Here is a 24,447-nt window from a genome sequence, read left to right on the forward strand (position 1 = left end):
GCCACCGGCAAGCCCCGGGCCTCAAGGTCCGGTTACCGCAACGTGTCGCCGACGGCCCCTTGCTGGCCGCCGGCCCGACTGTGGTCCAGATCCACTTGCAGCCTGCGCAGGCAGCCGCCGCCTTCCCGGTGGTGCTGCCCGCGTTTCTTTCAGGGCACCGCCAACCCCGAAGGATCTGACATGGACATACTCGTACTCGTCTTGGTGCTGGCGTTAGCCGCCGCCAACGGAGCCAATGACGTCCCCAAGGGCGTCGCCACCCTCGCCGGCGCCGGCGAGGCAAAGATCAAGACAGCCATCGCCTGGGGAACCGTCACCACAGCCCTCGGCTGCCTGGTCTCCCTGCACTTCGCGAACAAGATGACCGCCCTGTTCTCCAAGGGCATCGTCTCCGCCTCCCCCACCACCTCCTTCGCCGCCGCCGTGCTGCTGGGCACCGCCGCCTGGATTGCGCTGGCCACCTGGCGCGGCCTGCCGGTGTCGACCACGCACGCCCTGACCGGGTCGCTCCTGGGCGCCGGCGCCCTGTTCGCCAGCAGCGCGGTGCAGTGGAATGTCCTGCTGGTCAAGGTGGTGCAACCGCTGCTGCTGAGCGTCCTGATCGCGTATGCGATCTCCGCGGCCCTGTCCGCGCTGGGGCGCGTCGCCGGCCGGCGCCGCGCCGCCCGCCGCCTTCCGCAGCCCGACCCGGAGCCGGCACTGGTGGGCACCGGCGGGACCGGACAGCAGACGCAGCGTGCCGCCGAGCCCGCCGCGAAGCCGCAGGAGGCCGGTGCCGGGCGGATGAGCCCGGTCAGCATCGCCCACTGGGCGACCAGTGGCCTGACCAGCTTCGCGCGCGGCATGAACGACGCCCCCAAGATCGTGGCGATCGGTTCGTTCGCTCTGGTCTCCGGCATGACGACCACGCATCTGCTGGTCGCGGTCACGCTCGCCATGGCCGTGGGCGGTCTGCTGGTGGGGCGCCGGGTCGCGGAGCGGATGGCCAACGACGTCATCAAGATGACGCACGTCGAAGGGTTCACGGCCAACCTGACCACCGCCGCCCTGGTGGGCGTCGGCGCGTTCCAGGGGCTGCCGATGTCGACCACGCAGGTGTCCATCGGTGCCATCTCCGGCACCGCGGGCACCGACCTGTCCCGCATCAAGAAGAAGACGGTGCGTGACTTCGCGGTCGCCTGGCTGGTCACACCGCCGTTCTCGGCCGCTGTGGCTGCCGTGGCGTATCTGCTGCTGCGCTGACCGGGGCCCTGAGCAGGCAGTGCCCAGGGCCCCCGGCCCCTTATCCGGCCCCGTACCGCGGTGATTGGCCCACTGCGGTGCGGGGCCGGAGCCTTGCTCCCCGCCAGGTCCGTGCACCTGGTCGAGCGGCCGCGAGGGCGGGCCGGGCAGGTGTGCGATGCGCAGCAGCGCGGCGTGGGCCTCCTCGCTCATGCGGTAGAACACCACGCGTCCTTCGCGCCGGCCCTGGATCAGGCCGGCGCAGCGCAGGCGCTTGAGGTGGTGGCTGATGGTCGACAACGACACCCCGACGTCGCCGAGTTCGTGGACGGGGAGCTCGGCGCCGTGCTGCGCGGCGAGTTGGGCGAGCAGTTGCAGGCGTACCGGGTCGCCGAGGGTTTTGAACAGGTCGGCCCACCACAGGGCGTCGGCGGCGCTCAGTTGCGGGCATTGTCCGGTGCAGGCGGCGTCACCGGCCTGGTGGCACATGGTGTCTCCTCGCCCCAGCGTCCCTCTGGGAGATGTGGATGGCAGGCATGTCCCACTGGTCTCCGGCCGTGTTGTGCGCGCGTGCTCCTGTGCGAGTTCAGGCTGCCGGTGACAGCAAGGCCGCGATGCTGGGGAGAACGCCGGGCGCCACCCGGTAGTACACCCAGCTGGCCCGCCGCTCGGACACCAGGAGTCCGGCTTCGCGGAGTTTGCGCAGGTGGTGGCTGACGGTGGGCTGCGAGACGCCGACGTCCTGGATGTCGCAGACGCAGGCTTCCCCGCCGGGTTGGGCGGCGACCCTGGAGAACAGCCGCAGCCTGACCGGATCGGATAGCGCCTTGAACATGGCGGCGATCCGTTCCGCGTCGGGGGCGGAGAGTTCTTCTCGTCCCAGCGGCTGGCAGCACTCCAACGACGCGGTGATGTCCAGAACGCCGGAGTCCAGATTAGACATGCCTCTATGTTGACACTCATCTAATCACTTGCCAACCCCGCAAGGAAGGAGGGATTCCCCCTCCCTGATTCGACGCACCTCTATGTTGACGGATGTCTATTCAGGGTCCATGCTGAGTGGCATAGACGCACATCGAAACCGAGGAGCGCTCCGTGACCCCGCCCGCTACTGCCGAGCTGCCCGTCGCCGTCATCGGGGCCGGACCCATCGGTCTGGCCGCCGCCGCCCACCTGGTGGAGCGCGGTCTTGTTCCCCTCGTCCTGGAGGCCGGACCGGCCGCGGGCGCCGCGCTGCGCCAGTGGTCGCACGTGCGGCTGTTCTCCACCTGGTCCGAGCTCACCGACGAGGCCGCCGAGAAGCTGCTCGCGCCCACCGGATGGACCAAGCCCGACGGCGCCTCCTACCCCACCGGCGGTGACTGGGCCGAGCAGTATCTGGAGCCCCTGGCCGGCGTTCTCAGCGACAAGGTCCGCTACGGCGCCACCGTCACCGGTGTCTCCCGTGCCGGGCGTGACCGCATCGTCGACGCCGACCGCGACTCCCAGCCGTTCGTGCTGCACGTGAGCTACGCCGACGGCCGCGAGGAGCGCGTGGTCGCGCGCGCCGTGATCGACGCCTCCGGCACCTGGACCACGCCCAGCCCGGCCGGCGGCAACGGCCTGCCCGCGCTGGGTGAGAAGGCCGCGGCCGACCGCGTCACCTACCGCGTCCCGGACCTGAAGGACCCCGCCGTGCGGGCCCGTTACGCGGGCAGGCGCACCGCCGTCATCGGTTCCGGCGCCTCCGCCTTCACCGCCCTCGCCCTGCTCGCCGACCTGGCCAAGGCCGAGGACGGCAGCGGCACGCACGCGGTGTGGGTCCTTCGCCGCGGGATCTCCGGCGCCACCTTCGGTGGCGGCACGGCCGACCAGCTGCCCGCCCGCGGCGCACTGGGCCTGGCCGCCAAGGCCGCCGTCGACGACGGTCACGCCGACGCCGTCACGGGCTTCCGCACCGAGGCGATCGAGCGCGACAGCGACGGGCGTCCGGTGCTGGTCGGCGATGACGGCCGGCGGCTGGAGCCGGTGGACGAGGTGATCGTGCTGACCGGGTTCCGGCCCGACCTGTCGTTCCTGTCGGAGATCCGCCTCGGCCTGGACGAGCGCCTGCAGGCCCCCGTGGAGCTGGCCCCGCTGATCGACCCCAACGTGCACTCCTGCGGCACCGTCTACCCGCACGGCCGCAAGGAGCTCTCCCACCCCGAAGGGGGCATCTACCTGGTCGGCATGAAGTCCTACGGCCGTGCCCCCACGTTCCTGGCCATGACCGGCTACGAGCAGGCCCGCTCCGTGGTCGCCGCCATCGCCGGTGACCTGGAGGCCGCCGACCGGGTCGAGCTGGTGCTGCCGGAGTCCGGCGTGTGTGGCGGTGCCGGCCTGTTCGACACCCCCGACGCGCAGCAGGACGCCGCGGGCGGCTGCTGCTCGGCCCCCGCTCCGCAGCTGATCCAGGTCGCGCCCGGCACCCTGACCCTCCCGGTCGCCGGCACCACGGGATCCGGTAACTGCTGCTGACCCCGCGCCGTTTCCGGGGCCGGTGAGCCGGCCCCGGGCACCGGTCCCCTTCCCACCCTCTGGAGGAACGACGATGTCCCGGCTCCAGCTCGCCCTGCGCGTCCCCGACCTCGACGCGGCCATCGCCTTCTACAGCAAGCTGTTCGCCACCGAGCCCGCCAAGCTCCGCGACGGCTACGCCAACTTCGCCATCGCCGAGCCCCCGCTCAAGCTCGTCCTCTTCCAGGGCGAGCCCGGCGAGGACACGGCCATGGACCACCTCGGCGTGGAGGTCGCCTCCACCGACGAGGTCACCGCCGCCGCCACCCGCCTGTCCCAGGCGGGCCTGGCCACCTTCGAGGAGAACGACACCACCTGCTGCTACGCCCTGCAGGACAAGGTCTGGGTCCACGGCCCCGGCAAGGAACCCTGGGAGGTCTACGTCGTCAAGGCCGACGCCCCCGCCAAGGAGCCCGCCGGCGCCTGCTGCGCCACGACCGAGCCCGCCACCAGCCAGACGGCTGCGGCCGGTTGCTGCTGACCCGGACGTGAACCTGCCCGCCCGCACGCGCGCGGCCGCACCCGTCACCGGTCAGCCACCGCGGCCGCGCGCCGCCCTGCCGGCACTGTGCCTGACGCAGATCACCGGCTGGGGCATCGTCTACTACGCCTTCCCCGTCCTGAACCCGCAGATCACCGCCGCCACCGGCTGGTCCCCCGCCGCGACCACCGCGGCGTTCTCCGCCGCCCTGCTCGTCTCCGCGCTCTGCGGCATCCGCGTCGGACGCATCCTGGACGCCCACGGCCCGCGCACCGTCATGACCGCCGGATCCGCCCTGGCCACCCTCGCCCTGATCGTCATCGCCACCGCCCCCAGCCTGCCCGTCTTCATCGCCGGCTGGCTGCTGGCCGGACCGGCCATGGCCGCCACCTTCTACCAGCCCGCATTCGCCGCCGTCACCCGCTGGTGGGCCCCCGACCACATGCGCGCCCTCACCGTCGTCACCCTGGCCGGCGGACTGGCCTCCACCGTCTTCGCCCCCCTGACCGCCCAACTGTCCGGCCACCTCACCTGGCGCGGCACCTACCTGGTCCTGGCCGCGATGCTGGCCGCCATCACCATCCCCGCCCATGCCCTGGCCCTGCGCGCTCCCTGGCCGCCCGCGCCCCGCCCGGCCGCCGGGACGCCGCACCCGACCACCGCCGTGGCGCGCAGCCCCGTCTTCTGGCTCCTGGCCACCGCGCTGACCCTGTCCTCGTTCGCGATGTACGCCGTGGTCGTCACGCTCGTCCCGCTGCTGCTGCACCGCGGCTTCTCCACCGCCCAGGCCGCCTGGCTGCTGGGTCTGGGCGGAGCCGGGCAGACCCTCGGCCGCACCCTGTACGCCGCGCTCGCCCGGCGCACCTCCCCCGCCGTGCGCACCACGACCCTGATCGGCCTGGGCAGCCTGACCACCGCCGCCCTCGCGGTCACCCCCGGCCCCTATGCGCTGCTGGCCGCCCTGTCCGTCCTGGCCGGTACCGTCCGTGGCAATCTCACCCTGCTCCAGGCGACCGCCATCACCGACCGCTGGGGCACCACGCACTACGGGCGGCTGTCCGGACTGCTGGCCGCCCCGGCCACCACGGCCTCCGCTCTCGCCCCGTTCGCCGGCACCGCCCTGGCCGCGCCCCTGGGCGGCTACCCGCATCTGTTCGCCGTCCTGGCCCTCATCTCCGCCGGCGCCGCACTCATCGCGTGGCGCACCGCTCCACCCCCCGGTCCAAGCCCCTGACCGCACGGCCGGTAGGTACTGGTCAGAACAGCCAGACCCTTATGGTTCGACATGTGTAAACATAGATGCATGTCGAAAGTCAAAGGTCTGCCGGTACTCGACCTCGAGTCTGTGGCGCCGTGCTGCCCGCCGCTGACCGAGCGCGCACTGAACGTGGAGGAGGCCGAGGTGGCCGCCCGGATGTTCAAGGCGCTGGGTGACCCGGTCCGGCTCCGCCTGTTCTCCGCGGTCGCCTCCCACGAGGGCGGCGAGGCCTGCGTCTGCGACATCTCCGACGTCGGCGTCACGCAGCCGACCGTCTCCCACCACCTGAAGAAGCTCAAGGAAGCCGGCCTGCTCACCTCCGAGCGGCGCGGCACCTGGGTCTACTACCGCGTCGAGCCGTCCGTGCTGGCCGCGATGGGCCGCTTGCTGGCCAGCGCCGCGGCGGTATGACCCGCAGCCGCCAGGGCTCTCCGGCAGGGCCCCCGGCGGACTCGCACCCTCATGCCGTCTCACCGTCGGTCATGCGGATGCCCGTCACGTGACAGGCGATGTTCCCCGGCACGTCACCCTCACCCGCGCTGCATCGGCAACCATCTATATCTCAGTCGGTGAAATCAGCCGATCCAGCCACTCTTGCCCGTCCTCGGCATGGCAGGGGACCCGGGAGGGACACGTGCGTCAGCATCCAAGGCTCCCCGCCTCCTGGTCGGGGCCCAAGCGGCCATGGGTGCGGTCACCCTCGCGGCATGTGGCGAAGTAGCGGCGGCCGAGCCGACAAGGCCGCGAGGACCCTGAACGCGCTCTGAAGTCCTTCCTGGCCTCCACCGCCAGTGAGGGAAGGCCAGCAAGGCCTGCCCAGCGCTCTTGCCGCCCGGCATCGCCGCCACCGGCCCATCACCCCCACCTTGTCCTGAAGGGATTCCCATGACGCGTCTGCTCGTGATCGGCGGCAGTGATGCCGGGATCAGCGCCGGGCTCCGGGCCCACGAACTGGACCCCTCCGTCCGGCCGCTGGTCGTCGTCGCCGACTCCTACCCGAACTTCTCCATCTGCGGGATCCCGTACCACGTCTCCGGCGAGGTGGCCGACTGGCGGGCGCTGGCCCACCGCACCCGCGCCGACCTGGATGCCGCGGGCCTGGACCTGCAGCTGAACACGCGGGCGGTATCGATCGACGCGCAGCGGCGCACCGTCACCGTCCAGCACGCCGAGGACGGCACCCACGACGAACTGGGCTACGACCGGCTGGTGATCGGCACCGGTGCCGTGCCGGTACGCCCGCCGATCGACGGTCTGGACCGTCTCGGACCGGCCGATGGGGTGCACCTGCTGCACACCATGGACGACACGTTCGCGCTGACCTCGACCCTCGAGCGCGCGCCGGCGTCCGCGGTGATCGTCGGAGCCGGTTACATCGGTCTGGAGATGGTCGAGGGCCTGACCACGCGGGGCGTTGACGTCACTCTGGTCGAGCAGTTGCCGCAGGTGCTGCCCACCGTGGACCCCGAACTCGGCGCCCTGGTCGCCGACGAACTGCTCGCTCGCGGCGTGTCGGTGCGCACCGGCACCCTGGTACAGCGCATTGAGCGCACCGGCGACCGGCTGACCGTCATCGGCAGCGACGGTTTCAAGCAGACCACCGACCTGGTGCTGGTGGTCGTCGGTGTGCGTCCCGACACCGCCTTGGCCGAGACCGCCGGGGTGAAGCTGGGGGCCCGGGGCGCGATCGCCGTGGACCGGGGCATGCGTACCAGCGTGGACGGCATCTTCGCCGCCGGGGACTGCGTGCAGACCTATCACCGGGTGCTGGACACCGACACGTATCTGCCGCTTGGCACCACCGCGCACAAGCAGGGCCGCGTCGCCGGCGAGAACGCCCTCGGCGGGTCGCGGGAGTTCGCCGGGTCGCTGGGCACGCAGGTGCTGAAGGTGTTCGACCTGGTCATCGCCCGCGCCGGGCTGCGCGACCACGAAGCAGTCGCCGGGGGCTTCACCCCGGTCACGGTGGCGACGGCCGCCGACGACCACAAGGCGTACTACCCGGGCTCCCGCACGATCCGCTCACGGATCACCGGCGACGCCGCTACCGGGCGGCTACTGGGCGCGCAGCTCGTCGGCCACCTGGACAGTGCCGTGCACAAGCGGGTCGACGTCTTGGCCACCGCCCTGTTCCACGGCATGGCCGTGGACGAGGTCGAGGACCTCGACCTGTCCTACACGCCTCCGCTGGGCAGCCCCTTCGACGCCGTGCAGGTGGCCACCCAGACCTGGGCACGCAGTCGTCACCTTTCTGACAGGCCAAGGACACCTGACGGGCATTGAAGGCTGGGGTTGCCGCCGATACGTTCACGATTAATAGACGGGCATCGATCTTTGGCTGTTCTGGCCCGCAGCCTCCACGTGAGATCGGCGCCCGTCTATTGCCGTCTTCAGGCGCTTGCGGGGCGCACCAGGGCGGCGATCTCGTGTGCCGCCTCGCGGGCGGGGCGTCCGACACCGATGAGGGTGGCGGAGGCGGGGCCGGTCCAGTCTCCGTAGCCGAGCAGGTGCAGGCGGGGTTCGGCCAGTGCGCGGGTGCCGGTGGTGGCGATGCGGCCTCGACGGTCGCGCAGCCGCAGGGGGGCGAGGTGTGCGAGGGCGGCGCGGAAGCCGGTGCACCAGATGACCGCGTCGGCGTGGGTGATGGTGCCGTCGGGCCACTGGGGTCCGGGGGCGGTGAGCCGGGTGAACATGGGTACCGCGTTGAGCAGGCGGGCGCCCCGGGCTGCGCGGACCGGGGGCACGGCGACGATGTCCCCGAGGGCGGCCACGCCGGCGGTGTCGGCCTGTCCGGTGTCGAGCGCGCGGCGGCGGGCGGTGGCCGCATCGAACAGGGCCCGGCCGTCGATGTCGTCGGCCAGGAAGCGCGGCGGGCGGGCAGTGGCCCAGGTGACGTCGGCATGGCCGGTGAGGTCCGCTGCGATCTGGGCTCCGGAGTTGCCGCCGCCGACCACGACGACGCGCCGACCGGCGAACTCGTTCGGAGCGCGGTAGTTGACCGTGTGGAACTGGCGACCGGTGAAAGCCCGGCGGCCGGGGACGGCGGGCACGAAGGGCCGCCTCCAGGTGCCGGTCGCGCTGATGACGGCCTGCGCAGGCCAGGTACCGGCGTCGGTGTGCACCTGCAGCAGCGGGCCGGCCCGGTGTACGCCGCGGACGTTCACGGGGCGGATGACCGGCAGCTCGTAGCGCTTCTCGTACTCGCTCAGGTACGCCACCACGTGGGCGGCGCCTGGGTAGATGGCGCCGGGCTGGTGCGGCATCGGCCGGCCGGGAAGGGAGGAGTACGGGGCGGGAGAGAACAGTTGGAGGGAGTCCCAGGCGTGCTGCCAGGCCCCTCCGGGGCTGTTCTGCGCGTCGAGGATGACGAAGTCCAGGCCAAGGCGGCGCAGGTGGTAGCCCGCGGCGAGGCCTGATTGGCCCCCGCCGATGACCACCACCTGCGTCGGTCGGTTCACTTCTCGGTGCGGGCGAAGATCAGCGCGACCAGGGCCAGGCCCACGACCCCGCCGACGAGTTGCATGCCGATGAAGCCTGGTACCGAACCGGGGGCGATGCCCGCGAAGGTGTCGGAGAAGGCCCGGCCGATGGTGACCGCGGGGTTCGCGAAGGAGGTGGAGGAAGTGAACCAGTAGGCGGCGCCGATGTAGGAGGCGACGGCGACTGGTGCGAAGTGCAGCCGCTGTGTGCGGGCCAGGCCGAAGATCAGCAGCACCAGGCCCGCGGTGGCGACGACCTCGCCGAGCAGCAGGTGCCCGGCCGAGCGGTCGTGGGTGGACCACTTCACCAGTGGCTCGGCGAACATGGCGTCGGCCAGGATCGCGCCGGCGATCGCCCCGGCGATCTGAGCCGGTATGTAGGCGGCGGCTTCGCGGGCCGTGACGCCGTCCCCGCCCTCACGGCGGGAGGTCCACCATTCGGCGAGGGTGACGACGGGGTTGAAGTGGGCGCCGGAGACCGGGCCGAGCAGGGCGATGAGCACGCCCAGGCCGAAGACGGTGGCGATGGCGTTGGCGAGCAGCTGGATGCCGACGTCCTTGCTGAGCTCGGTGGCCTGGATGCCGGAGCCGATCACCACGGCGACCAGCGCGGCGGTGCCGACCAGTTCGGCGGCGGCCTTGCGGGTCAGTGGGACACGCGGCGCGGGGACGACGGCGGGGGCGGATTCCGCCGTGATCTCGGGGGCGGTCTCGGTGGCGCTCAACGGGACTCCTGTCGGCGAAGCGCGAGGGGCGGGGATCAGGGGCAGGCGCGTTTGGTGTTGTTCTCGGCGGTGGTCCGGGCGGTGGCGGCCAGATCGGCAAAAGACCCGGCCAGGCTCTCGATGACTTCCGGCCGCAGCCGGTAGTACGTGAACCGGCCGCACGGCTCGGTCTCGACAACACCGGCTTCTCTGAGCACCTTCAGGTGGTTGGAGAGGTTGGTCTGACGGGCGCCCGTCTCCTCCACGAGATGCGTGGTGCACAGCGTCTCGCGGGCGAGCAGGCTCACGATCTGGAGCCTGAGCGGGTCCGCCAGAACCCGGATCAGATCAGTGTCGACTGACGTCAGCATGGGCTGATACTGTCACATCAGCCGGGGCTGATGCCAGCCCGGGCATTCCGTCGTAGACAAGAGAGACCACCATGTCCGACAAGCCCTCCGTGCTCTTCGTCTGTGTCCACAACGCCGGCCGCTCCCAGATGGCCGCCGCGTGGCTGACCCACCTCGCCGGGGACCGCGTGGAGGTCCGCTCGGCTGGCTCTGCCCCTGCCGACCAGGTCAACCCGGCCGTCGTCGAGGCGATGAAGGAGGTCGGCATCGACGTGTCGGCCGAGATCCCGAAGGTGCTGACCGTCGAGGCGGTCCAGGCCTCGGACGTGTGCATCACCATGGGCTGCGGCGACGCCTGCCCCGTCTTCCCCGGCAAGCGCTACCTGGACTGGACGCTGGAGGACCCGGCCGGTCAGGGCGTGGAGGCCGTCCGCCCGATCCGTGACGAGATCAAGGCCCGGATCGAGGGCCTGATCGCCGAGATCGCCCCGGAGCCGAAGGCATGAGCGGGCAGGTCCGCGACGTCATCGTCATCGGCTCCGGACCCGCCGGGTACACCGCCGCGCTCTACACCGCCCGCGCTTCGCTGAAGCCGCTGGTCTTCGAGGGCTCGGTCACCGCCGGCGGCGCGCTGATGCAGACCACCGAGGTCGAGAACTTCCCCGGCTTCCGCGACGGCATCATGGGCCCGGACCTGATGGACAACATGCGGGCCCAGGCCGAGCGATTCGGGGCCGAACTCGTCCCCGACGACGTAACCGCGGTCGACTTCAGCGAAAACATCAAGACCGTCACCGACTCCGAGGGCACCGTCCACCGGGCCAAGGCCGTGATCGTCGCCACCGGCTCCCAGCACCGCAAGCTCGGCCTGCCGAACGAGGACGAACTGTCCGGCCGGGGCGTGTCGTACTGCGCCACCTGCGACGGCTTCTTCTTCCGCGAGCACGACATCGCCGTCATCGGCGGCGGCGACACCGCCATCGAAGAAGCGACATTCCTGTCCCGCTTCGCCAAGACCGTCACCATCGTCCACCGCCGCGACACCCTGCGAGCCTCCAAGGCCATGCAAGCACGAGCCTTCGCCGACCCGAAGATCTCCTTCGCCTGGGACAGCGAGGTCGCCGCCATCCACGGCACCGACGGCAAGCTGTCGGGCCTGACGCTGAAGGACACCAAGACCGGCGACACCCGCGAACTGCCCGTGACCGGCCTGTTCGTGGCCATCGGCCACGACCCGCGCACCGAACTGTTCAAGGGCGTCCTCGACCTGGACGACGAGGGCTACCTCAAGGTCGCCTCCCCCAGCACCCGCACCACCATCCCCGGCATCTTCGCGGCCGGCGACGTGGTCGACCACACCTACCGCCAGGCCATCACCGCCGCCGGCACCGGCTGCGCGTCTGCCCTGGACGCCGAGCGCTACCTCGCAGGCCTGAACGACACCACCGCCTAGCAGACCGCGGCCGCCCGGCCGCAACCATCCCAAGGAGACTGCCGTGGCCGGCAACACCAAGCCCGTGACCGATGCGACCTTCGACGAGGAGGTCCTGTCCAGCGACAAGCCCGTCCTCGTCGACTTCTGGGCCGAGTGGTGCGGTCCGTGCCGCCAGATCGCCCCCTCCCTGGAGGCGATCGCCGCGGAGCACGGCGACCAGATCACCATCGTCAAGCTGAACATCGACGAGAACCCGGTCACCGCCGCCAAGTACGGCGTCATGTCGATCCCGACCATGAACGTCTACAAGGACGGCGAAGTCGTGAAGAGCATCGTCGGCGCCAAGCCGAAGGCCGCCATCGAGCGCGACCTGGCCGACTTCATCGGCTGAGGCCCGCGCAGCAGCACGCAGGCACACAAGGGTCCGCTCCCGAAAAGGAAGCGGACCCTACGGTCTGCCGCGCAGGCGCCGAGCCCTGCTTCCCCGCCCCGGGGAGTCAGTGAGGCTCAGCCGATGATCCGGCGTACGCGGTCGAGCCCCTCCTGGTTGACTGCGTACCAGACCCAGGTGCCCCGCCGCTCGCGGCTGAGCAGGCCCGCTGCCGTCATCGTCTTCAGGTGGTGGCTGATCGTGGGCTGCCGCAGCCCCAGGCACTCGGTGAGATCACACACGCAGGCCTCACCGCCGGGCGCGGACTGGATGAGTCGCAGCAGTTGGAGCCGGGTGGGGTCGGCGATGGCCTTGAGCATGCTGGCCAGCCGTTCGGCTTCCTGTCGTTCGATCAGCGAGCACGCCAGGGTCGGAGTGCAGGTCGGCGCCTCTTCCGCGATCGTCTCCGGGGAGGATGCGATGCTCATCCATCCAGCATACGAAGCGCATCTTCCCGGCTCCCGTTCGAAGAGGACAGACGGCTTCTGTTCATGTGCAGTTCGCTTGTGACCGCCGGACGCGATCCATGGCCCATTGATAGATGCAGATCTATACTTGCTGGGCGAGGTAGGCCCCGAGCATTCTCCTGCCGCGTGTCACCGCGTATGCCAAGCAGTTGCTTGGAGGTCTCATGCCGCCCGTGCCGCTCGGTCCCTCCACCCCGCCCCTGCGGAACACCGACCCTGTCCTGGTACGCATCACCCGCGACATGGCCCAGCGGTACACGGGCGTTTTCGCCCCTGAGACCGTGGCGTACTTCCTCGAGGAATCCCTCGAGTTGCTCTCCGCCCGGGCCGCCATCACGATCTACCTGCCGGTCATCGCCGAGCGCTTCGCCACCGAACGCCTGGACGCACTGGCGCGCAGCGAAGGCTTGGCTCTGAAGAGCGTGCCGGAGGTGCTCTTCGTCTGCACCGAGAACTCAGGCCGTTCCCAGTTGGCAGCAGCACTGTTGCGGCGCGGGGCCGCTGGCGCTGTATGCGTACACAGTGCCGGCACACTGCCCAGCGCCTGGATCGATCCCGTGGCACAGCGCCTACTCGATGAACTCGGCCTCTCCCCCGACGAGGAATTCCCCAAGCCCCTGACCCGCGAGGTCATCCGTGCCGCCGACATCGTGATCACCCTGGGCTGCGGCGACGCCTGCCCCGTGATCTCCGGCCGCCGTTACGTCGACTGGAACCTGCCTGACCTCAAAGGCCTCGATCTCGAGTCCGCACGCGCTGTGCGTGATGCACTCGCCCAGCGCATCGCCCGGCTGGCACAGTCTCTCGCTGAGGCTACTGGCATAACAGCCCCTCCTGCGGTGAGAGGGCTCAGTGAGCCACCGCCGTAACGCCCCGCCGACCGGTGAGATCACGCACGTCTTAGGATCGGCGGGTGCCTGAGAAGTTGTCCGCCGCGGAGCGGCTTGCCCTGTTCACTCACTGGGGTGAGCAGTGCGCTTGGTGCACAAGGCCGCTCTTCTTCAGCGAGTACGAGGTCGAGCACGTCATCCCCAAACATCTCAGGGCCAAGGCGGACGAGCGCGCTCGTGTCCTGAGGCACCACGGCCTTCCTGAGGACTTCGATCTCTACGGCTTTGAGAATCTCGTGCCGAGCTGCGGGCCGTGCAACCGCGGCAAGGGAACTCGACCGCCCGTACTCGCCCCAGCTATTGCATTGCTACTCGACAGAGCACGCAAGCGGGCACCACTCGTCCAGGCCTCGGCGGCCCGATACCTCCAGCGCAGTCAGCTGGAGAAGGCGATCACCGTCGTCGAGGCGGTTGCCGGCCAAGGTGACCTCGAGCCCGTTGTTCGGCAGCGGCTGGAGGAAGCAGCTGCGGTGATCACTCAGGCCGTTCAGCAGACCACGGGAAGCACCATCGTCAATGTCCACCGCGCGCTCGCCGGCTTGTACGACCGGGACCGCTGGCGCGAGGTTCATGCTCTGTCGGATGAAGTCGCCTTCGTCACCGACGGGAAGGGCGGGGGCGCAATCGGCACGCACTGGAGCTGGCTCTGCGATCACTGTGGGTCGAACGGCCCGTGGAATGGGGACGTCTGCCAAACCTGCCATCGGCGCAGCGTCCCGGATTGGTGATCCGCCGCAGAAGCGGCGGCGGATAGGCTCTAGGCCTCCACGCGAGCAGCGCGCTCGCCCTGCATCTCAGCTCACGGCCTGCAGAACCAAGCACCTGGTGGTTCAGCCGGGGCAGGTGGCGAGGTGCCGGCCCGGACTCCGTCAGTCGACTCACGGACCTTTCGCGACACCACAGCGGCCGTCCCCTTCCTGCAGGGACGGCCGCCGTTCCTCTCCGCGTGTGGGCTTCACTGAGGTCAGGTGCTCAGTTGCGCACCGCTCAATAGGCTCCGCGGCCGTCCACGACGGCCCGGGGCGTACGTGCCATGAGGTTGATGTCCCTGGCTAGGGTCCAGTTGTCGATGTATCGCAGATCAAGCTGGATGCTTTCGTCCCACGACAGGTCCGAGCGGCCGCTGACCTGCCACAGCCCGGTCAGTCCCGGCTTTACCGACAGTCGGCGTAGCTCGACTTCGTTGTAACGGGCTACCTCTTCCGGCAGTGGGGGACGCGGTCCGACCAGTGACATCTCACCACGCAGGATGTTGATGAGTTGGGGCAGCTCGTCCAGGGACCAGCGTCGCAGGAATCTGCCGACGCGGGTGACGCGTGGGTCGCGGCGCATCTTGAACATGAGGCCGTCGTTCTCGTTTGCTGATGCCAGCCCGGGCTTCCTGGCGTCCGCGTCAATCCTCATCGTGCGGAACTTCCACATGGTGAAGGGCGCGCCGTCCAGCCCGTGTCGGATCTGCTGATAGAAGGTGGGTCCCTTGGCCTCGATGCGGATGGCGGCCGCAATGAGCGCGAACAACGGGGCGAGCAGCAGCAGTCCGAGGGCTGCTCCCACGCGGTCCACAATCAACTTCAGGATCAGCTGAAAGCCGCGCCGCAGCGGTGGGCGGATGTTCAGTAGTGTCAGTCCTGCGGCAGAGGCGACTTCGACCCGGCTTGTAGAGACTTCGGTGATGCCGGGCATGACGGCCACCGGCGTTCCGCCGTCGTGCAGCGTCCAGGTCAGTCTGCGCAGCCGCTCTCCGGCCATGCCGGGGCTGGGGATGACGAGCACCAGGTCGGCGTCGAGCTGGCCGATCGCGGTCAGCACCGCGGCTGAATCGTCGCTTGGCCGCGTGGGAGTCATCGCCTTGAGGCGGGCGGCTACCGGGGCCCCGCATTCAAGGCGGCCGGGGCCGACCGGGACGGTGCCGACCACCGCGTAGTCGTGGTCGGTCCTGGCGGCCAGGTGTCTGACGACGTAGTCGGTCGCGTTCGGCTCGCCGACCACCAGGACCCGGCGGACCGAGCGGGCTTCGCGCTGGGAGCCGACCAGGTGGCGGTAGGTCAGTTTGTGGCAAGCGGTGGTCAAGAGCAGGCTCGGTGTGAGGGCGAGCAGCGCCGACCATGGATCCCCCGCATAGTCGAGCAGGGCACGTGCGATAGCGAGCACGCCAAGAAGGGCCATCCAGTCGTGCAGGACGGACATCGCGCTGTATGTCTTGCCCAAGGCGCTCTCGGTGTACCTGCGGCGGGTAGTCCGGACGGTCAGCCACGCGGTCGCGGCGGCGGCGGCACTCAGCACTGGGTGCTGCTGCAATGTCGCGTCGAGGACGAGGCCGACGGGCAGCGCAGCCCCGACCGCGTCTGTGGTCAGTGCGGCCGGCAGGTACCAGCGCGGCTTCACCGGCCTGGGCTGTCGGCGCGGAAGCGGCTTGAGTGCCGGTGCAGGGGCCTCGTCGTGATCCTCCTCAAGGAGGCTTGCGCCATGGCTTCCGACCAGAACGTGAACGGTGGCTTTGGCCGGTGCGGGCTGTCCCCCGGCGCGGCGTTGGACTTCTGCCAGGACGGCAGCGCGATGGGATCCGTCCGGGTCGGCAAGGCGCACCCGCAGGGCGTCCTCGGCGTGCATGAGGCGGGCCGTGATCCGCGTGTCGGGCTCGGTTGTTTCGTCTCGCCGGATTCGGAAGTACCTCACAGCGCCTCCCCTTCGTCGACGCTATCAAGATCGAAAATGTTCAGGGTTTCGCCGCGGACTCCGAAGACGCGGCGCATCGTGTTCTCCGCTCGCCTGATCTGTGTGCCCACGGTGCTGCACCTGATCTGCAGGTGCTCGGCGATGTCCTGCTGGGACCAGTCATGCAGCCACCACAGCACCGCGATCACGCGTTGCCGTGGCGGGAGCACCGTCAGCTGTCGCAGCACGCGGGCGGTGTCCTCCCGGCGCTCGGCCAGCAGCACCGGGTCAGCAATGCCATGACGATCCATTGCCCACAGCTGCCTGAGCCTGGTCTGATTTCTCCGGTGGGTCTTCCCTGCTTTGATGACCCGGCGCGAGATGACCGCCTTCATCCAGGTGTGCGGGTTCTCCACGTGCTCCCACCTCTTCAGGAGGACCACAAAGACGTCCGCGACGAGGTCGTCGGCCTGATGGACGTCCCCGGCCAGCATCATGGCCGTCATCCTCCGGAGCCGGTCGTACTCGGCATGGAAGAACTCCTCGAAGCTCGCTGGTGAGCCCGCTGGGGCAGGCGCCGTGGTCACGGGCGGGTTCCCGACCTGCGAGACTGCCCGCGGCGGCCCGATGGTCGCGGCGGCGATCCGCCGGCCGGGCGGACTCCCGCGCCGGAGCGGCGTCGTCGCGCGGGCGGTCGCGCAGGCTCTTCGCTCTGCTCGGGCGGGCCCGGGATGTGGACTTGCCAGCTCACCCGGCCGGCCCACCGGCGTTCGGTGACCGTGCCGCCGCTGGACAAGGCGTTCACCAGTGCACAGTGCAGGCGTTCACGGGAGCGGTCACGTACCCACTGCCCCACGAGGCCGATCACGGCTGTAGCTGCCGTGCACGTCAACGAGATATAGAGCGCCTGCACAGTAGTACCGCCTGGCCTAGTTCCGGTGATGCCCTGTCACATGTCCCGAAGCCGGACGGCACCCCTACAACGACACGCAAGCCAAAAATGTGATGCAGGTCTCACTAAACACCCCATGCCCGACAGAAACAGCTGAACCTGCAACTGGCGGGCGGGGGACTGTACAAAGAACGGCTCTGTCTCACATCCGGTGGTGACGCCTTGTGATATCGAATGCGCAAAGTAATAACCGCAGGTCGAACCGTAGGAGACACCCATGAGCCGCACGGAGCAGCTTCATGGTGGACGTCGCCCAGGACACTGGGAATGTCTCCTCCGGTCTGCAAGAGAGCACTTCAGGGTAGTCTCCGGCAGTATGACTCTGCGTTACCACCGAATGTGAGACAGAGCCCAAAGAACGGTGTAACTCCCGATCAAGGAAGAACACCTGATGAGCGACGTGACTGCCCGTGTTGAGGCGGTTGAAGAGGTCCGTCCGGTCGAGCTGTCGGCGGACGTCTTGGACGACCGGTTGATCGGACAGCTGGTCGACCGGGCCCGTGCGAGCGGGCTGCAGCTGACCGGTGAGGGCGGGCTGCTGCAGCAGCTGAGCGCGCCCGCCGGCCCGAGCAGAGAGAACAGCGGCGCCGCGTCATCCTGGACGCGACCGAGGAACTGCTGGGCGAGATCCCGATCGACGAGGTCAGCCTCCGTGAGCTGAGCAGGCGGCTGGGCACGTCGAAGACCAATGTGATCCGCTACTTCGAGACCCGTGAAGGCGTCCTGCTCGCGCTGCTCAACCGCAGCCGGGAGGCCTGGCTCGACACGCTGGAGGAACGGCTGTCGGCCGACGCCCCGACCGGTGAGGACGCGCTGCGCGTACTGGCCGAGTCCCTCGCCGAGCAGCCCCTGCTGTGCCAACTCTGGAGCCAGCTCCCCACCGTGCTGGAGCGGAACGTGTCCGCCGAGACCGTCCTGCCCTACAAGCTCGTGGACCTCGAGCACCGCAGGCGGCTTGCCCGGCTGATCAGACTCCGACTCCCGGCGCTCGGTGAGGACGCGGCCCTGCACCTCACCCGGCTGGCCGTGGTGGGGCTGGTCGGTCTCTGGCCCTTCTCCCACCCCTCGCCGAGCGTGGTCGAGGTGCTGTCCGACCCGCGTCTCGTCGATGCCGACATCGACTTCGCCACCGTGTACACCGACTTCCTGCGGATCTCGGCCGCCGGTCTGCTCGCCGGCGCCGGGGACCCCCTGAACACCGTACGGCCGCCCCGGGACAGGGGGCGGCCGGAGTGACGTTGCCGCCCGCCCGGGGCCGGCGGGCGGCACGGACTCAGGAGCCGGAGGGGTGCTCCGCGAACACCGCGACGGCCACCTGGTACATCTCGAAGGCGCGGGCGACTCCCGCGTAGACGGCCAGATGGATGAACAGGTCGACGACCTCTTCCTTGGTCACCCCGTTGTTGAGCGCGATGCGCAACTGGCCGCGCAGCGGCTCCTCCGCGCCCAGCGTCGCGGCGATCGCGACCGACACCAGCGACCGGTCATGCGTGGACAGTGCGGTGCGCGTCCAGGAGTCGGCGAAGGCGTGCACCGTCGCCACCTTGCGGAAGTCGGCCCCCGCCGCGGGCTCACCCGGTGCCAGCGGCAACTCGAGCCGCTGCCCCAGAAGTTCCCCGGCGGTCGCGAGCGCGGTCTCGTACTCCTCGTCGGCATTCATCCCGTACCTCTCCTCGATCGGGTTCTCCGGTGGGCCGTGCGGAAGCGGGTGCCCCGGCGTCCGGTACCGCCCGCACTCGCGATCGTTACCGCACCGAAGCCGCGCGCAACCGTCGCTCCGGGCCTCGGTGACTCCCGGCCTTCCGGGTGCCGGAAGGCCGGATCCGCAGTGCTGACACGCAGCGACGGCTCGGCTCTTGGTGCGCCACATCCCTCCCCCTCCCCCTCCCCCTCCCGGATGTCCGACGGAGCGCATCCGCTGCACGCCGCCTGCCTGGAGAGCCTCACCCGATCGAAGAAGCCTCGGGGAACGGCTGAGGTCCGTCGGGGAACGGGTCGGGGGTCGACAGCCCCGCCCGGCATGCGTGGCGTACGTCCGTCCCGCCCGCCGTGCCGCGCGTGGGCTTGTCACCGGCGCGGTGCCCGGAGTGCGGGTCGCCGGTGCGCGGGAGCGCCGGCAGGGACACGGTGCCGGGAAGACGAACGCGGCGCAGCCGTGGACGGCCGGGGGGTACGGACTGCATGGGGGTGGAATCCTCAGTCAGGGCCGCCCGGTGGACAGGGCGGTACGGTGGCGGGGCAACGGTCATGCGACAAGGCGTCAGCTGTTCGGGTGAGGCCGGCGGATCCTGTGGCGGACGGGGTGGTGACGGTCCGGCCGGCCGGGCGGGGCCGCCGGCCGGCGGCTCGGTGCCGCGTGCCAGGAGCGGCTCGTCCCATCGCATGCCCAGGGCGTGGAACCGCAGCTCACCGAGGACCCTCCGGCAGAGGAACCTCCCTCGGTCGGACACGGTCGTCTCCTTCGGGGGTAAGAGAGGCCTCCCGCGCACGCTGCGGCACGCGCGGGACGCCTTGGAGGGGTGGGGAGGGGCACCCGAGCCCCTCCCGGCGGACGCCGCCGCTCGACGTGGACGGCGCCGGTGTCACCGGTTGCGGGTGATGGTCTTGTGCTCGACGTAGCCGGTCAGGCCGACCTTGCCGTACTCACGGCCCAGACCGCTGGCCTTGAAGCCGCCGAAGGGACCGTCGAAGCTCATGGACGAGCCGTTGATGGTGACGGTGCCGGTGCGCAGGCGGCGGGCAACGGCCAGGGCGTGGTCCGGGTCGGCGCTCCAGACACCGCCGGAAAGGCCGTACTCCGAGTCGTTGGCGATACGGACGGCGTCGTCCTCGTCCTCGTAGGCGATGACCACGAGGACCGGGCCGAAGATCTCCTCCTGCGCGATGCGCATGGAGTTGTCGACATCGGCGAAGACGGTCGGGGTGACGTAGTTGCCCTTCTCCAGGCCCTCGGGGATCTGCGGGCCGCCGGTGACCAGGCGGGCGCCTTCCTCGATGCCGATGTTGATGTAGTCGATGACGCGCTGCTGCTGGTCGCGGCGGATCATCGGGCCGATGAAGGTGTCCGCGGCGGCCGGGTCGCCGACCTTGAGGGACTCGACCATCGTCTTGACGGCCTCGACGACCTCCTCGTACCGGCTGCGCGGGGCGAGGATGCGTGTCTGCAGGATGCAGGCCTCGCCGTTGTTGCCGAGCGAGCCGAAGCGCAGGCCGCCCATGGCGGCCTCCAAGTCGGCGTCCTCGAGGATGACGGCGGCGGACTTGCCGCCCAGCTCCAGGCCGACCCGCTTGAGGTGGTCACCGGCGATGGAACCGATGCGGCGGCCGGCGCCGGTGGAGCCGGTGAAGGAGATCTTGTCGATGCCGGGGTGGGAGACGAGGTACTCGCTGGTCTCACGGTCGGCGGGCAGGACGGAAAGGACGCCCTCGGGCAGACCGGCCTCGTGCCACAGGTCGGCGAGCAGCGCCATGCTGAGGGAGTTCTCCGGGGAGACCTTCAGCACCACGGTGTTGCCAGCCAGCAGGGCCGGGACCAACTTCGCGGTGGCGGCGGAGAACGGGGAGTTCCACGGGATGACGGCGGCGACGACGCCGATCGCCTCGCGGCGCACGATGGTGTCGAAGGCGACGGAGTCGTCGGAGGGCTCGACGATCTCCTCCCAGCCGAACTCCTCGGCCGCCTTCAGGTACGCCTTGACCTGGCGGCTCAGGAAGGGCTGGCCGACCTTGGTGAACCAGTGGGCCGAGCCGTTCTCGACGGAGATGGCGAGAGCGACCTCGTCGGCGCGGGCGGCGCGCAGCTCGTCGTAGCGGCGGACGATCGCCTGGCGCTCCTCGGGGGTGGTGTGCGGCCAGGGGCCGTGGTCGAAGGCCTTGCGGGCGGCGGCGACGGCCGCGTCGACGTCGGCGGGCGCGGCCTGGGCCACGCTGCCCAGCACGGACTGGTCGTGCGGTGAGCGGATGTCGAGCAGCATGTCGGGGTTGCTGGGGGCGAGCCAGGCTCCGCCGATGTAGAGCTTGTCGCGAACAGACATGTCTTTGCGGTTCCTTCGTGTGAAACGTGGGGGGTGAGGATGTGGAGGGGTGATATCGGGGGGCGCGCACCCCGTGAGATGCGCGCCCCGGCCGGAGTCTCACCGGCTGGAGGGGGGTCTGCCGGTGCGACCAGGTGTCTGCGCCGCGGTCCGGGTCCGTGGTCGCACGCGCTGAGGCGCACGCCCGGACGCACGCAGAAGTCCGTGAAGGGGGCGGGCGGGCCGTCCGCCGTGCGGCGTGACCGGCTCACCCGTGCGGGGCGGGGCTCAGTTCCCGGCGGGGCGGACCATCCGCGCGACCTCGGTGTCGGCGAAGTCGCCGAGTCCGTCCAGGTCGGTGGAGGCGCTGACCTCGCGCCAGGCCGCGTCCTCCGCGGCCCGCGCCTCGGTGATCTGCGGGGCGATCCAGGCGGCGTCGGAGCCGAGCAGGAGCCGCACCGGCGGCTTGGGTTCCTCGGTGAGCCGCAGGATGACGGCGGCCATCTTTGCCGGGTCGCCGCGCTGCACGTCGGGGTTGTTGCTGTAGGTACGGGCGAACCTGCCGACCGTCTCCTCGTACTCCGCGTGGATGTCCGGCACCGGCATCGGTGCGGCCGCCCAGGGGGTCCGAATGCCTCCGGGCTCGACCAGGGTGGCGCGGATACCGATGGGGGCCACCTCGCGGGCGAGGATCTCGGTGAAGCCGCCCAGCGCCCACTTGGCCGACTGGTAGGCGCCGAGCCCGGGCTGGTTGCGGCGGCCGCCGATGGTGGAGACGTTCACGATGCTGCCGGAACGGCGGGGCCGCATCACCGGGAGCACCGCCCTCACGGTGTTCACCGCGCCGAAGAAGTTGACCTCGACGTTGCGGCGGAACTCGTCCTCGGACATGTCCTCGATCGAGCCGACGCCACGGGTGCCGGCGCTGTTCACCAGCACGTCGATCGTGCCGAACTCCGCCACCGCGTGGGCGACCGCGTCACGTACGGCTGCCAGGGCGGTCACGTCCATGGCCCGCACCAGCAGTCGGTCGCGGTGCTCGGCGGGAACGGTGACGGCGTCCGGCGCGAGATCTGTCGCCACCACGTTGTGGCCCGCGGCCAGAGCCGCTTCCACGACCCGGCCGCCGAGGCCGCCGGCCGCGCCGGATATCAGAAAGGTCTTGGTCATTGCTTCCTGTCCTCAGACTCAGGGGCTCCGGTCGCCCGCGAGCCGCGGGCCGCGGGTCCGGCGCCGGTCGGTCCGGCGAGCGTTCCGACCGGCGCCGTGCTCGTGACGGGTGTGTCAGGCCTTCGGGAAGTCCGTGGAACGGCTGACCTCGGCCCACTCGTTGGCCTCGGCGAGGCGGCCTTCCTCGGAGGTGATCGCGATGCCCAGGGCGTCGCTGCCGAGCAGCAGGCGGCGCGGCGGCTTCGGGGCCTCGACCGCTTCGATGATCGCCTGGGCCATGCGGGCCGGGTCGCCGGGCTCGTTGCCCGCGTACTCGGCGAAGATGCCCAGCCAGGCACCGACCGTCTGCTCGTAGTCGGGGGTGATGGGACCGGACGGCTCGGCGGCGCCTGCCGCCCATCCGGTGCGGATGCCGCCCGGCTCGACGATGGTGACCTTCACGCCGAAGGGAGCCACTTCGCTGGCCAGCACCTCGGAGAAGCCCTCCACCGCGAACTTTGCGGTCTGGTAGGCGCTGAGGCCCGGCGTTCCGCCGACGCGGCCGCCGATGGAGGAGATCTGCACGATGTGGCCGGAGCGCTGGCCGCGCATCACCGGAAGCACGGCGCGGGTCACGTTGATCACGCCCCACATGTTGGCGTCGATCTGGGCGCGGAACTCGTCCTCGAGGAAGTCCTCGATGGAACCGCTGGTGGCGTAGCCGGCGTTGTTGACCACGACGTCGATCGAGCCGAAGCGCTCGACCGCGGCGGCCACCACGTCCTTGGCCTGGGCCGGGGAGGTGACGTCCAGGGCGACGGCCGACAGGCGCTCGGGGTACTCGGCCTGGAGGTCGGCCAGGGAGCCGGGCTTGCGGGAGGTCACCACGACCCGGTCGCCGGCATCGAGGGCCGCGAGAACCAGAGCCTTGCCCAGCCCCTGCGAGCCACCGGTGATCAGCCAAGTCCGTGACATTGAGTGTTCCTCGTTTCGTCGTTTCGCGCGCCGCCCGATTGGGATGGCAACTCCACTGTAGACAAAGTCTCTGGAAATACAACACCGGTGTTGCATTGAAGTGGTGTACTGCATCTCACATTGCAGTTAAGAGGCCGCGCGGATAGGCGTGCGGTCATGGTCGGCGGTTCGGGCGTTCGTCCCAGCGGTGAGTTGTCCATGCCCGTCGGATCAGGCCACGTACGGTGATGATGGTGTCGGCGAGGTCGAAGAAGGCGTCGATGACGGTGGCGCGCCGTTCGTAGCAGCGGGCGAGCCGGGAGAAGGCGTTCTGCCAGGCGTGGGTGCGTTCGACATGCCAGCGCTGGCTGGCCTGGATAGGCGCCTTCTCGCCCTTGTGGGCGATGCGGCCGTGGAGGCCACGTTCGTTGAGCAGCGCGCGGGTCTTGTCCGAGTCGTGAGCTTGTCTCCGCCGGTCAGGAGCTTGACGCGGGCCTCGTCGAAGCGGTCGCCGGGCTTGAGTTCGGAGCAGACGATGATGCGGCGGCCGTGGAGCTCGGCGAGGTCGGTGGGGTGGCCTTCGAAGACCTTGGCCATCAGGAATCCGGGCGGGGCGGCGTCGGCGTAGTCGCCCATCAGCTGCAGCATCACGTCCAGAAGCACGCTCTTGCCGTTCTTGCCCAGCCCGTACAGGAACGGCATGACCTGGGCGCCTACGTCACCGGAGATGGAGGAGCCGAGCAATAAGTGGAGGAAGTCGGCGGTGCGCCGGCCTTCGGTGTCGGTGCCGAAGGTGTCGTCGAGGAACCTTTGCCAGCGTGGGGTGGGCATCGTCTGGGGGGCGACGGTGGTGGAGCGGGAGTGGTGCTGGGTGGCTGGGTCTGGCGGGGTCAGAGCGCCGGTCCTCAGGTCGACGACGCCTTCGGGGGTGCACAAGGCGTAGGGGTCAGCGTCGAGGAGGGCAGCGTTCATGACCATGCCCGGGGATGCCTTGGCCTGCATCAGGAGGGCGTTCATGCCTGAGGTGGACAGGGCGCGGCGGCGGTGCCGGCGCAGGTCGGTGCTGGTGTAGGTGCCTGTAGGGTCGTTGGTGGCGATGGCTCGGCCATCTCTCCGACGGCCCAGAGGACGGTGTCTTCTTCGTCGAGCTGCCAGCGGTGTCCGGCCCAGCGGTACCAGCCCAGGCCGGGGACGTGCCGGTAATCGCGGCCGTAGAGGTGAACGAAGAGTTTGGCGTTGCCGCGGTCGCTGAGGGAGTCCGGTAGCAGGCCGTGAGCAGTGGCTGGCTGCGGTGCCACAGGCACTGGTGTCGCCTGTGCTGGGAAGCCGGGGATGGCCAGCGCTTCCTGAACGGGGCCGGCGAGGATCTGCTGGGCCGCGGCCGCCGCATCGAATCCGCCTGTCCCTGGCTCGGTCGGCGTCACCGGGCCCGAGGGGTGCCGTCGGAGACGCTGATAAGAGGCCCGGCCGTCAC

At 70.2% G+C, this 24,447-nt stretch carries 24 protein-coding genes and 4 pseudogenes; 13 read left to right on the forward strand and 15 right to left on the reverse strand.

From position 1 onward, the window contains the following. Nucleotides 1-180 precede the first annotated feature (180 nt). Nucleotides 181-1,242: an inorganic phosphate transporter gene (locus B085_RS0104155; protein WP_018557297.1), complete on the forward strand. Its 1,062-nt coding sequence runs from the start codon at nucleotides 181-183 to the stop codon at nucleotides 1,240-1,242. Nucleotides 1,243-1,419: 177 nt separating this feature from the next. On the opposite strand, the pseudogene B085_RS46480 reads toward B085_RS0104155, so the two are convergent. Further along, nucleotides 1,420-1,710 (reverse strand): annotated as a pseudogene (locus B085_RS46480) (ArsR/SmtB family transcription factor); the annotation flags it as partial. Nucleotides 1,711-1,807: 97 nt separating this feature from the next. Further along, a complete protein-coding gene (locus B085_RS0104160) occupies nucleotides 1,808-2,164 on the reverse strand; it encodes an ArsR/SmtB family transcription factor (protein WP_018557298.1) in 357 nt (118 codons plus the stop codon). Nucleotides 2,165-2,316: 152 nt separating this feature from the next. Here B085_RS0104160 and B085_RS0104165 point away from each other — a divergent pair, with 152 nt between their 5' ends. The 5 genes from B085_RS0104165 to B085_RS41145 all read left to right on the forward strand — a co-directional run bounded on the left by B085_RS0104165 (nucleotide 2,317) and on the right by B085_RS41145 (nucleotide 7,778). Continuing rightward, nucleotides 2,317-3,717 carry an NAD(P)-binding domain-containing protein gene (locus B085_RS0104165; RefSeq protein ID WP_018557299.1) on the forward strand — a complete coding sequence of 467 codons (1,401 nt, stop codon included), beginning with the start codon at nucleotides 2,317-2,319 and terminating at the stop codon, nucleotides 3,715-3,717. A gap of 73 nt (nucleotides 3,718-3,790) precedes the next feature. Continuing rightward, entirely contained in the window at nucleotides 3,791-4,237 is a 447-nt protein-coding gene (locus tag B085_RS0104170; protein ID WP_018557300.1) for an ArsI/CadI family heavy metal resistance metalloenzyme, read from the forward strand. Between the two features lie 7 nt (nucleotides 4,238-4,244). Continuing rightward, nucleotides 4,245-5,471, forward strand: a complete 1,227-nt coding sequence (locus tag B085_RS0104175; RefSeq protein ID WP_018557301.1) for an MFS transporter — start codon at nucleotides 4,245-4,247, stop codon at nucleotides 5,469-5,471. Nucleotides 5,472-5,540: 69 nt separating this feature from the next. Beyond that, nucleotides 5,541-5,906 carry an ArsR/SmtB family transcription factor gene (locus tag B085_RS0104180; protein WP_026250657.1) on the forward strand — a complete coding sequence of 122 codons (366 nt, stop codon included), beginning with the start codon at nucleotides 5,541-5,543 and terminating at the stop codon, nucleotides 5,904-5,906. A gap of 474 nt (nucleotides 5,907-6,380) precedes the next feature. Continuing rightward, complete coding sequence (locus B085_RS41145) at nucleotides 6,381-7,778, forward strand: FAD-dependent oxidoreductase (protein WP_018557303.1); 1,398 nt, start codon at nucleotides 6,381-6,383, stop codon at nucleotides 7,776-7,778. 107 nt (nucleotides 7,779-7,885) lie between these two features. Here B085_RS41145 and B085_RS0104190 read toward each other — a convergent pair whose 3' ends face one another. From B085_RS0104190 to B085_RS0104200, 3 genes are read right to left on the reverse strand one after another with little or no spacing between them, the layout of a single operon-like run. Next, on the reverse strand, nucleotides 7,886-8,953 hold the full coding sequence (locus B085_RS0104190; RefSeq protein ID WP_026250658.1) for an ArsO family NAD(P)H-dependent flavin-containing monooxygenase: 1,068 nt from the start codon (nucleotides 8,951-8,953) through the stop codon (nucleotides 7,886-7,888). Then, nucleotides 8,950-9,699: an aquaporin gene (locus B085_RS0104195; protein ID WP_018557305.1), complete on the reverse strand. Its 750-nt coding sequence runs from the start codon at nucleotides 9,697-9,699 to the stop codon at nucleotides 8,950-8,952. The genes B085_RS0104190 and B085_RS0104195 overlap by 4 nt, the downstream gene beginning before the upstream one ends. Nucleotides 9,700-9,734: 35 nt before the next feature. Next, nucleotides 9,735-10,049, reverse strand: a complete 315-nt coding sequence (locus B085_RS0104200; RefSeq protein WP_018557306.1) for an ArsR/SmtB family transcription factor — start codon at nucleotides 10,047-10,049, stop codon at nucleotides 9,735-9,737. A 71-nt stretch (nucleotides 10,050-10,120) separates the two neighbouring features. Here B085_RS0104200 and B085_RS0104205 point away from each other — a divergent pair, with 71 nt between their 5' ends. Genes B085_RS0104205 through trxA form a run of 3 tightly spaced genes read left to right on the forward strand, consistent with a single transcriptional unit; the run spans nucleotide 10,121 to nucleotide 11,854 of the window. Beyond that, entirely contained in the window at nucleotides 10,121-10,534 is a 414-nt protein-coding gene (locus B085_RS0104205; RefSeq protein ID WP_018557307.1) for an arsenate reductase ArsC, read from the forward strand. After that, entirely contained in the window at nucleotides 10,531-11,481 is a 951-nt protein-coding gene (gene trxB, locus B085_RS0104210; RefSeq protein ID WP_018557308.1) for a thioredoxin-disulfide reductase, read from the forward strand. Before B085_RS0104205 ends, trxB begins: the two co-directional genes overlap by 4 nt. A gap of 43 nt (nucleotides 11,482-11,524) precedes the next feature. Beyond that, on the forward strand, nucleotides 11,525-11,854 hold the full coding sequence (gene trxA, locus B085_RS0104215) for a thioredoxin (protein WP_018557309.1): 330 nt from the start codon (nucleotides 11,525-11,527) through the stop codon (nucleotides 11,852-11,854). Nucleotides 11,855-11,970: 116 nt separating this feature from the next. Here trxA and B085_RS0104220 read toward each other — a convergent pair whose 3' ends face one another. Beyond that, nucleotides 11,971-12,321, reverse strand: a complete 351-nt coding sequence (locus B085_RS0104220) for an ArsR/SmtB family transcription factor (RefSeq protein WP_018557310.1) — start codon at nucleotides 12,319-12,321, stop codon at nucleotides 11,971-11,973. 203 nt (nucleotides 12,322-12,524) lie between these two features. Here B085_RS0104220 and B085_RS0104225 point away from each other — a divergent pair, with 203 nt between their 5' ends. Continuing rightward, entirely contained in the window at nucleotides 12,525-13,229 is a 705-nt protein-coding gene (locus B085_RS0104225) for a three-helix bundle dimerization domain-containing protein (RefSeq protein WP_018557311.1), read from the forward strand. 44 nt (nucleotides 13,230-13,273) lie between these two features. Beyond that, nucleotides 13,274-13,978, forward strand: a complete 705-nt coding sequence (locus B085_RS0104230) for an HNH endonuclease (protein ID WP_018557312.1) — start codon at nucleotides 13,274-13,276, stop codon at nucleotides 13,976-13,978. A 259-nt stretch (nucleotides 13,979-14,237) separates the two neighbouring features. Here B085_RS0104230 and B085_RS0104235 read toward each other — a convergent pair whose 3' ends face one another. After that, nucleotides 14,238-15,860 carry a sugar transferase gene (locus B085_RS0104235; protein ID WP_078619786.1) on the reverse strand — a complete coding sequence of 541 codons (1,623 nt, stop codon included), beginning with the start codon at nucleotides 15,858-15,860 and terminating at the stop codon, nucleotides 14,238-14,240. A 62-nt stretch (nucleotides 15,861-15,922) separates the two neighbouring features. Beyond that, the gene (locus tag B085_RS45420; protein WP_018557314.1) at nucleotides 15,923-16,492 is read right to left on the reverse strand and encodes an RNA polymerase sigma factor; all 570 of its coding nucleotides are present in this window, start codon (nucleotides 16,490-16,492) and stop codon (nucleotides 15,923-15,925) included. A 756-nt stretch (nucleotides 16,493-17,248) separates the two neighbouring features. Here B085_RS45420 and B085_RS51830 point away from each other — a divergent pair. Continuing rightward, nucleotides 17,249-17,410: pseudogene (locus B085_RS51830) on the forward strand (IS256 family transposase); the annotation flags it as partial. 44 nt (nucleotides 17,411-17,454) lie between these two features. Next, nucleotides 17,455-18,093 (forward strand): TetR/AcrR family transcriptional regulator, encoded by a 639-nt coding sequence (locus tag B085_RS41160; RefSeq protein WP_202470454.1) that lies wholly within the window; start codon nucleotides 17,455-17,457, stop codon nucleotides 18,091-18,093. A gap of 37 nt (nucleotides 18,094-18,130) precedes the next feature. Here the strand turns inward: B085_RS41160 and B085_RS0104255 are convergent, their stop codons facing one another. The 7 genes and pseudogenes from B085_RS0104255 to B085_RS41165 all read right to left on the reverse strand — a co-directional run. Continuing rightward, entirely contained in the window at nucleotides 18,131-18,517 is a 387-nt protein-coding gene (locus tag B085_RS0104255) for a carboxymuconolactone decarboxylase family protein (RefSeq protein WP_018557317.1), read from the reverse strand. A 283-nt stretch (nucleotides 18,518-18,800) separates the two neighbouring features. Next, the gene (locus B085_RS49105) at nucleotides 18,801-19,040 is read right to left on the reverse strand and encodes a hypothetical protein (RefSeq protein WP_158689652.1); all 240 of its coding nucleotides are present in this window, start codon (nucleotides 19,038-19,040) and stop codon (nucleotides 18,801-18,803) included. 399 nt (nucleotides 19,041-19,439) lie between these two features. Beyond that, the gene (locus B085_RS0104260) at nucleotides 19,440-20,891 is read right to left on the reverse strand and encodes an aldehyde dehydrogenase (protein ID WP_018557318.1); all 1,452 of its coding nucleotides are present in this window, start codon (nucleotides 20,889-20,891) and stop codon (nucleotides 19,440-19,442) included. A gap of 267 nt (nucleotides 20,892-21,158) precedes the next feature. Then, nucleotides 21,159-22,040, reverse strand: a complete 882-nt coding sequence (locus B085_RS0104265) for an SDR family NAD(P)-dependent oxidoreductase (protein ID WP_018557319.1) — start codon at nucleotides 22,038-22,040, stop codon at nucleotides 21,159-21,161. Nucleotides 22,041-22,154: 114 nt separating this feature from the next. Further along, complete coding sequence (locus tag B085_RS0104270) at nucleotides 22,155-22,994, reverse strand: oxidoreductase (protein WP_018557320.1); 840 nt, start codon at nucleotides 22,992-22,994, stop codon at nucleotides 22,155-22,157. 154 nt (nucleotides 22,995-23,148) lie between these two features. Continuing rightward, nucleotides 23,149-23,433: pseudogene (locus B085_RS50415) on the reverse strand (transposase); the annotation flags it as partial. Further along, nucleotides 23,424-24,313 (reverse strand): annotated as a pseudogene (locus B085_RS41165) (phage/plasmid primase, P4 family); the annotation flags it as partial. The pseudogenes B085_RS41165 and B085_RS50415, both read right to left, overlap by 10 nt. Nucleotides 24,314-24,447: the final 134 nt, after the last annotated feature.

Source organism: Streptomyces sp. BoleA5, assembly GCF_000373665.1.
Lineage (GTDB): Bacteria > Actinomycetota > Actinomycetes > Streptomycetales > Streptomycetaceae > Actinacidiphila.

Bases quoted from the DNA above. Each gene is read 5' to 3' on its own strand.
- B085_RS0104170 (WP_018557300.1), top strand. From the start codon at position 3,791: ATGTCCCGGCTCCAGCTCGCCCTGCGCGTCCCCGACCTCGACGCGGCC.
- B085_RS0104180 (WP_026250657.1), top strand. From the start codon at position 5,541: ATGTCGAAAGTCAAAGGTCTGCCGGTACTCGACCTCGAGTCTGTGGCG.
- B085_RS0104155 (WP_018557297.1), top strand. From the start codon at position 181: ATGGACATACTCGTACTCGTCTTGGTGCTGGCGTTAGCCGCCGCCAAC.
- trxB (WP_018557308.1), top strand. From the start codon at position 10,531: ATGAGCGGGCAGGTCCGCGACGTCATCGTCATCGGCTCCGGACCCGCC.
- B085_RS0104200 (WP_018557306.1), bottom strand. From the start codon at position 10,049: ATGCTGACGTCAGTCGACACTGATCTGATCCGGGTTCTGGCGGACCCG.
- B085_RS0104205 (WP_018557307.1), top strand. From the start codon at position 10,121: ATGTCCGACAAGCCCTCCGTGCTCTTCGTCTGTGTCCACAACGCCGGC.
- B085_RS0104260 (WP_018557318.1), bottom strand. From the start codon at position 20,891: ATGTCTGTTCGCGACAAGCTCTACATCGGCGGAGCCTGGCTCGCCCCC.
- B085_RS0104235 (WP_078619786.1), bottom strand. From the start codon at position 15,860: ATGCACGCCGAGGACGCCCTGCGGGTGCGCCTTGCCGACCCGGACGGA.
- B085_RS0104225 (WP_018557311.1), top strand. From the start codon at position 12,525: ATGCCGCCCGTGCCGCTCGGTCCCTCCACCCCGCCCCTGCGGAACACC.
- B085_RS49105 (WP_158689652.1), bottom strand. From the start codon at position 19,040: ATGCAGTCCGTACCCCCCGGCCGTCCACGGCTGCGCCGCGTTCGTCTT.
- B085_RS41145 (WP_018557303.1), top strand. From the start codon at position 6,381: ATGACGCGTCTGCTCGTGATCGGCGGCAGTGATGCCGGGATCAGCGCC.
- B085_RS0104265 (WP_018557319.1), bottom strand. From the start codon at position 22,040: ATGACCAAGACCTTTCTGATATCCGGCGCGGCCGGCGGCCTCGGCGGC.
- B085_RS0104160 (WP_018557298.1), bottom strand. From the start codon at position 2,164: ATGTCTAATCTGGACTCCGGCGTTCTGGACATCACCGCGTCGTTGGAG.
- B085_RS0104255 (WP_018557317.1), bottom strand. From the start codon at position 18,517: ATGAATGCCGACGAGGAGTACGAGACCGCGCTCGCGACCGCCGGGGAA.
- B085_RS0104220 (WP_018557310.1), bottom strand. From the start codon at position 12,321: ATGAGCATCGCATCCTCCCCGGAGACGATCGCGGAAGAGGCGCCGACC.
- B085_RS0104270 (WP_018557320.1), bottom strand. From the start codon at position 22,994: ATGTCACGGACTTGGCTGATCACCGGTGGCTCGCAGGGGCTGGGCAAG.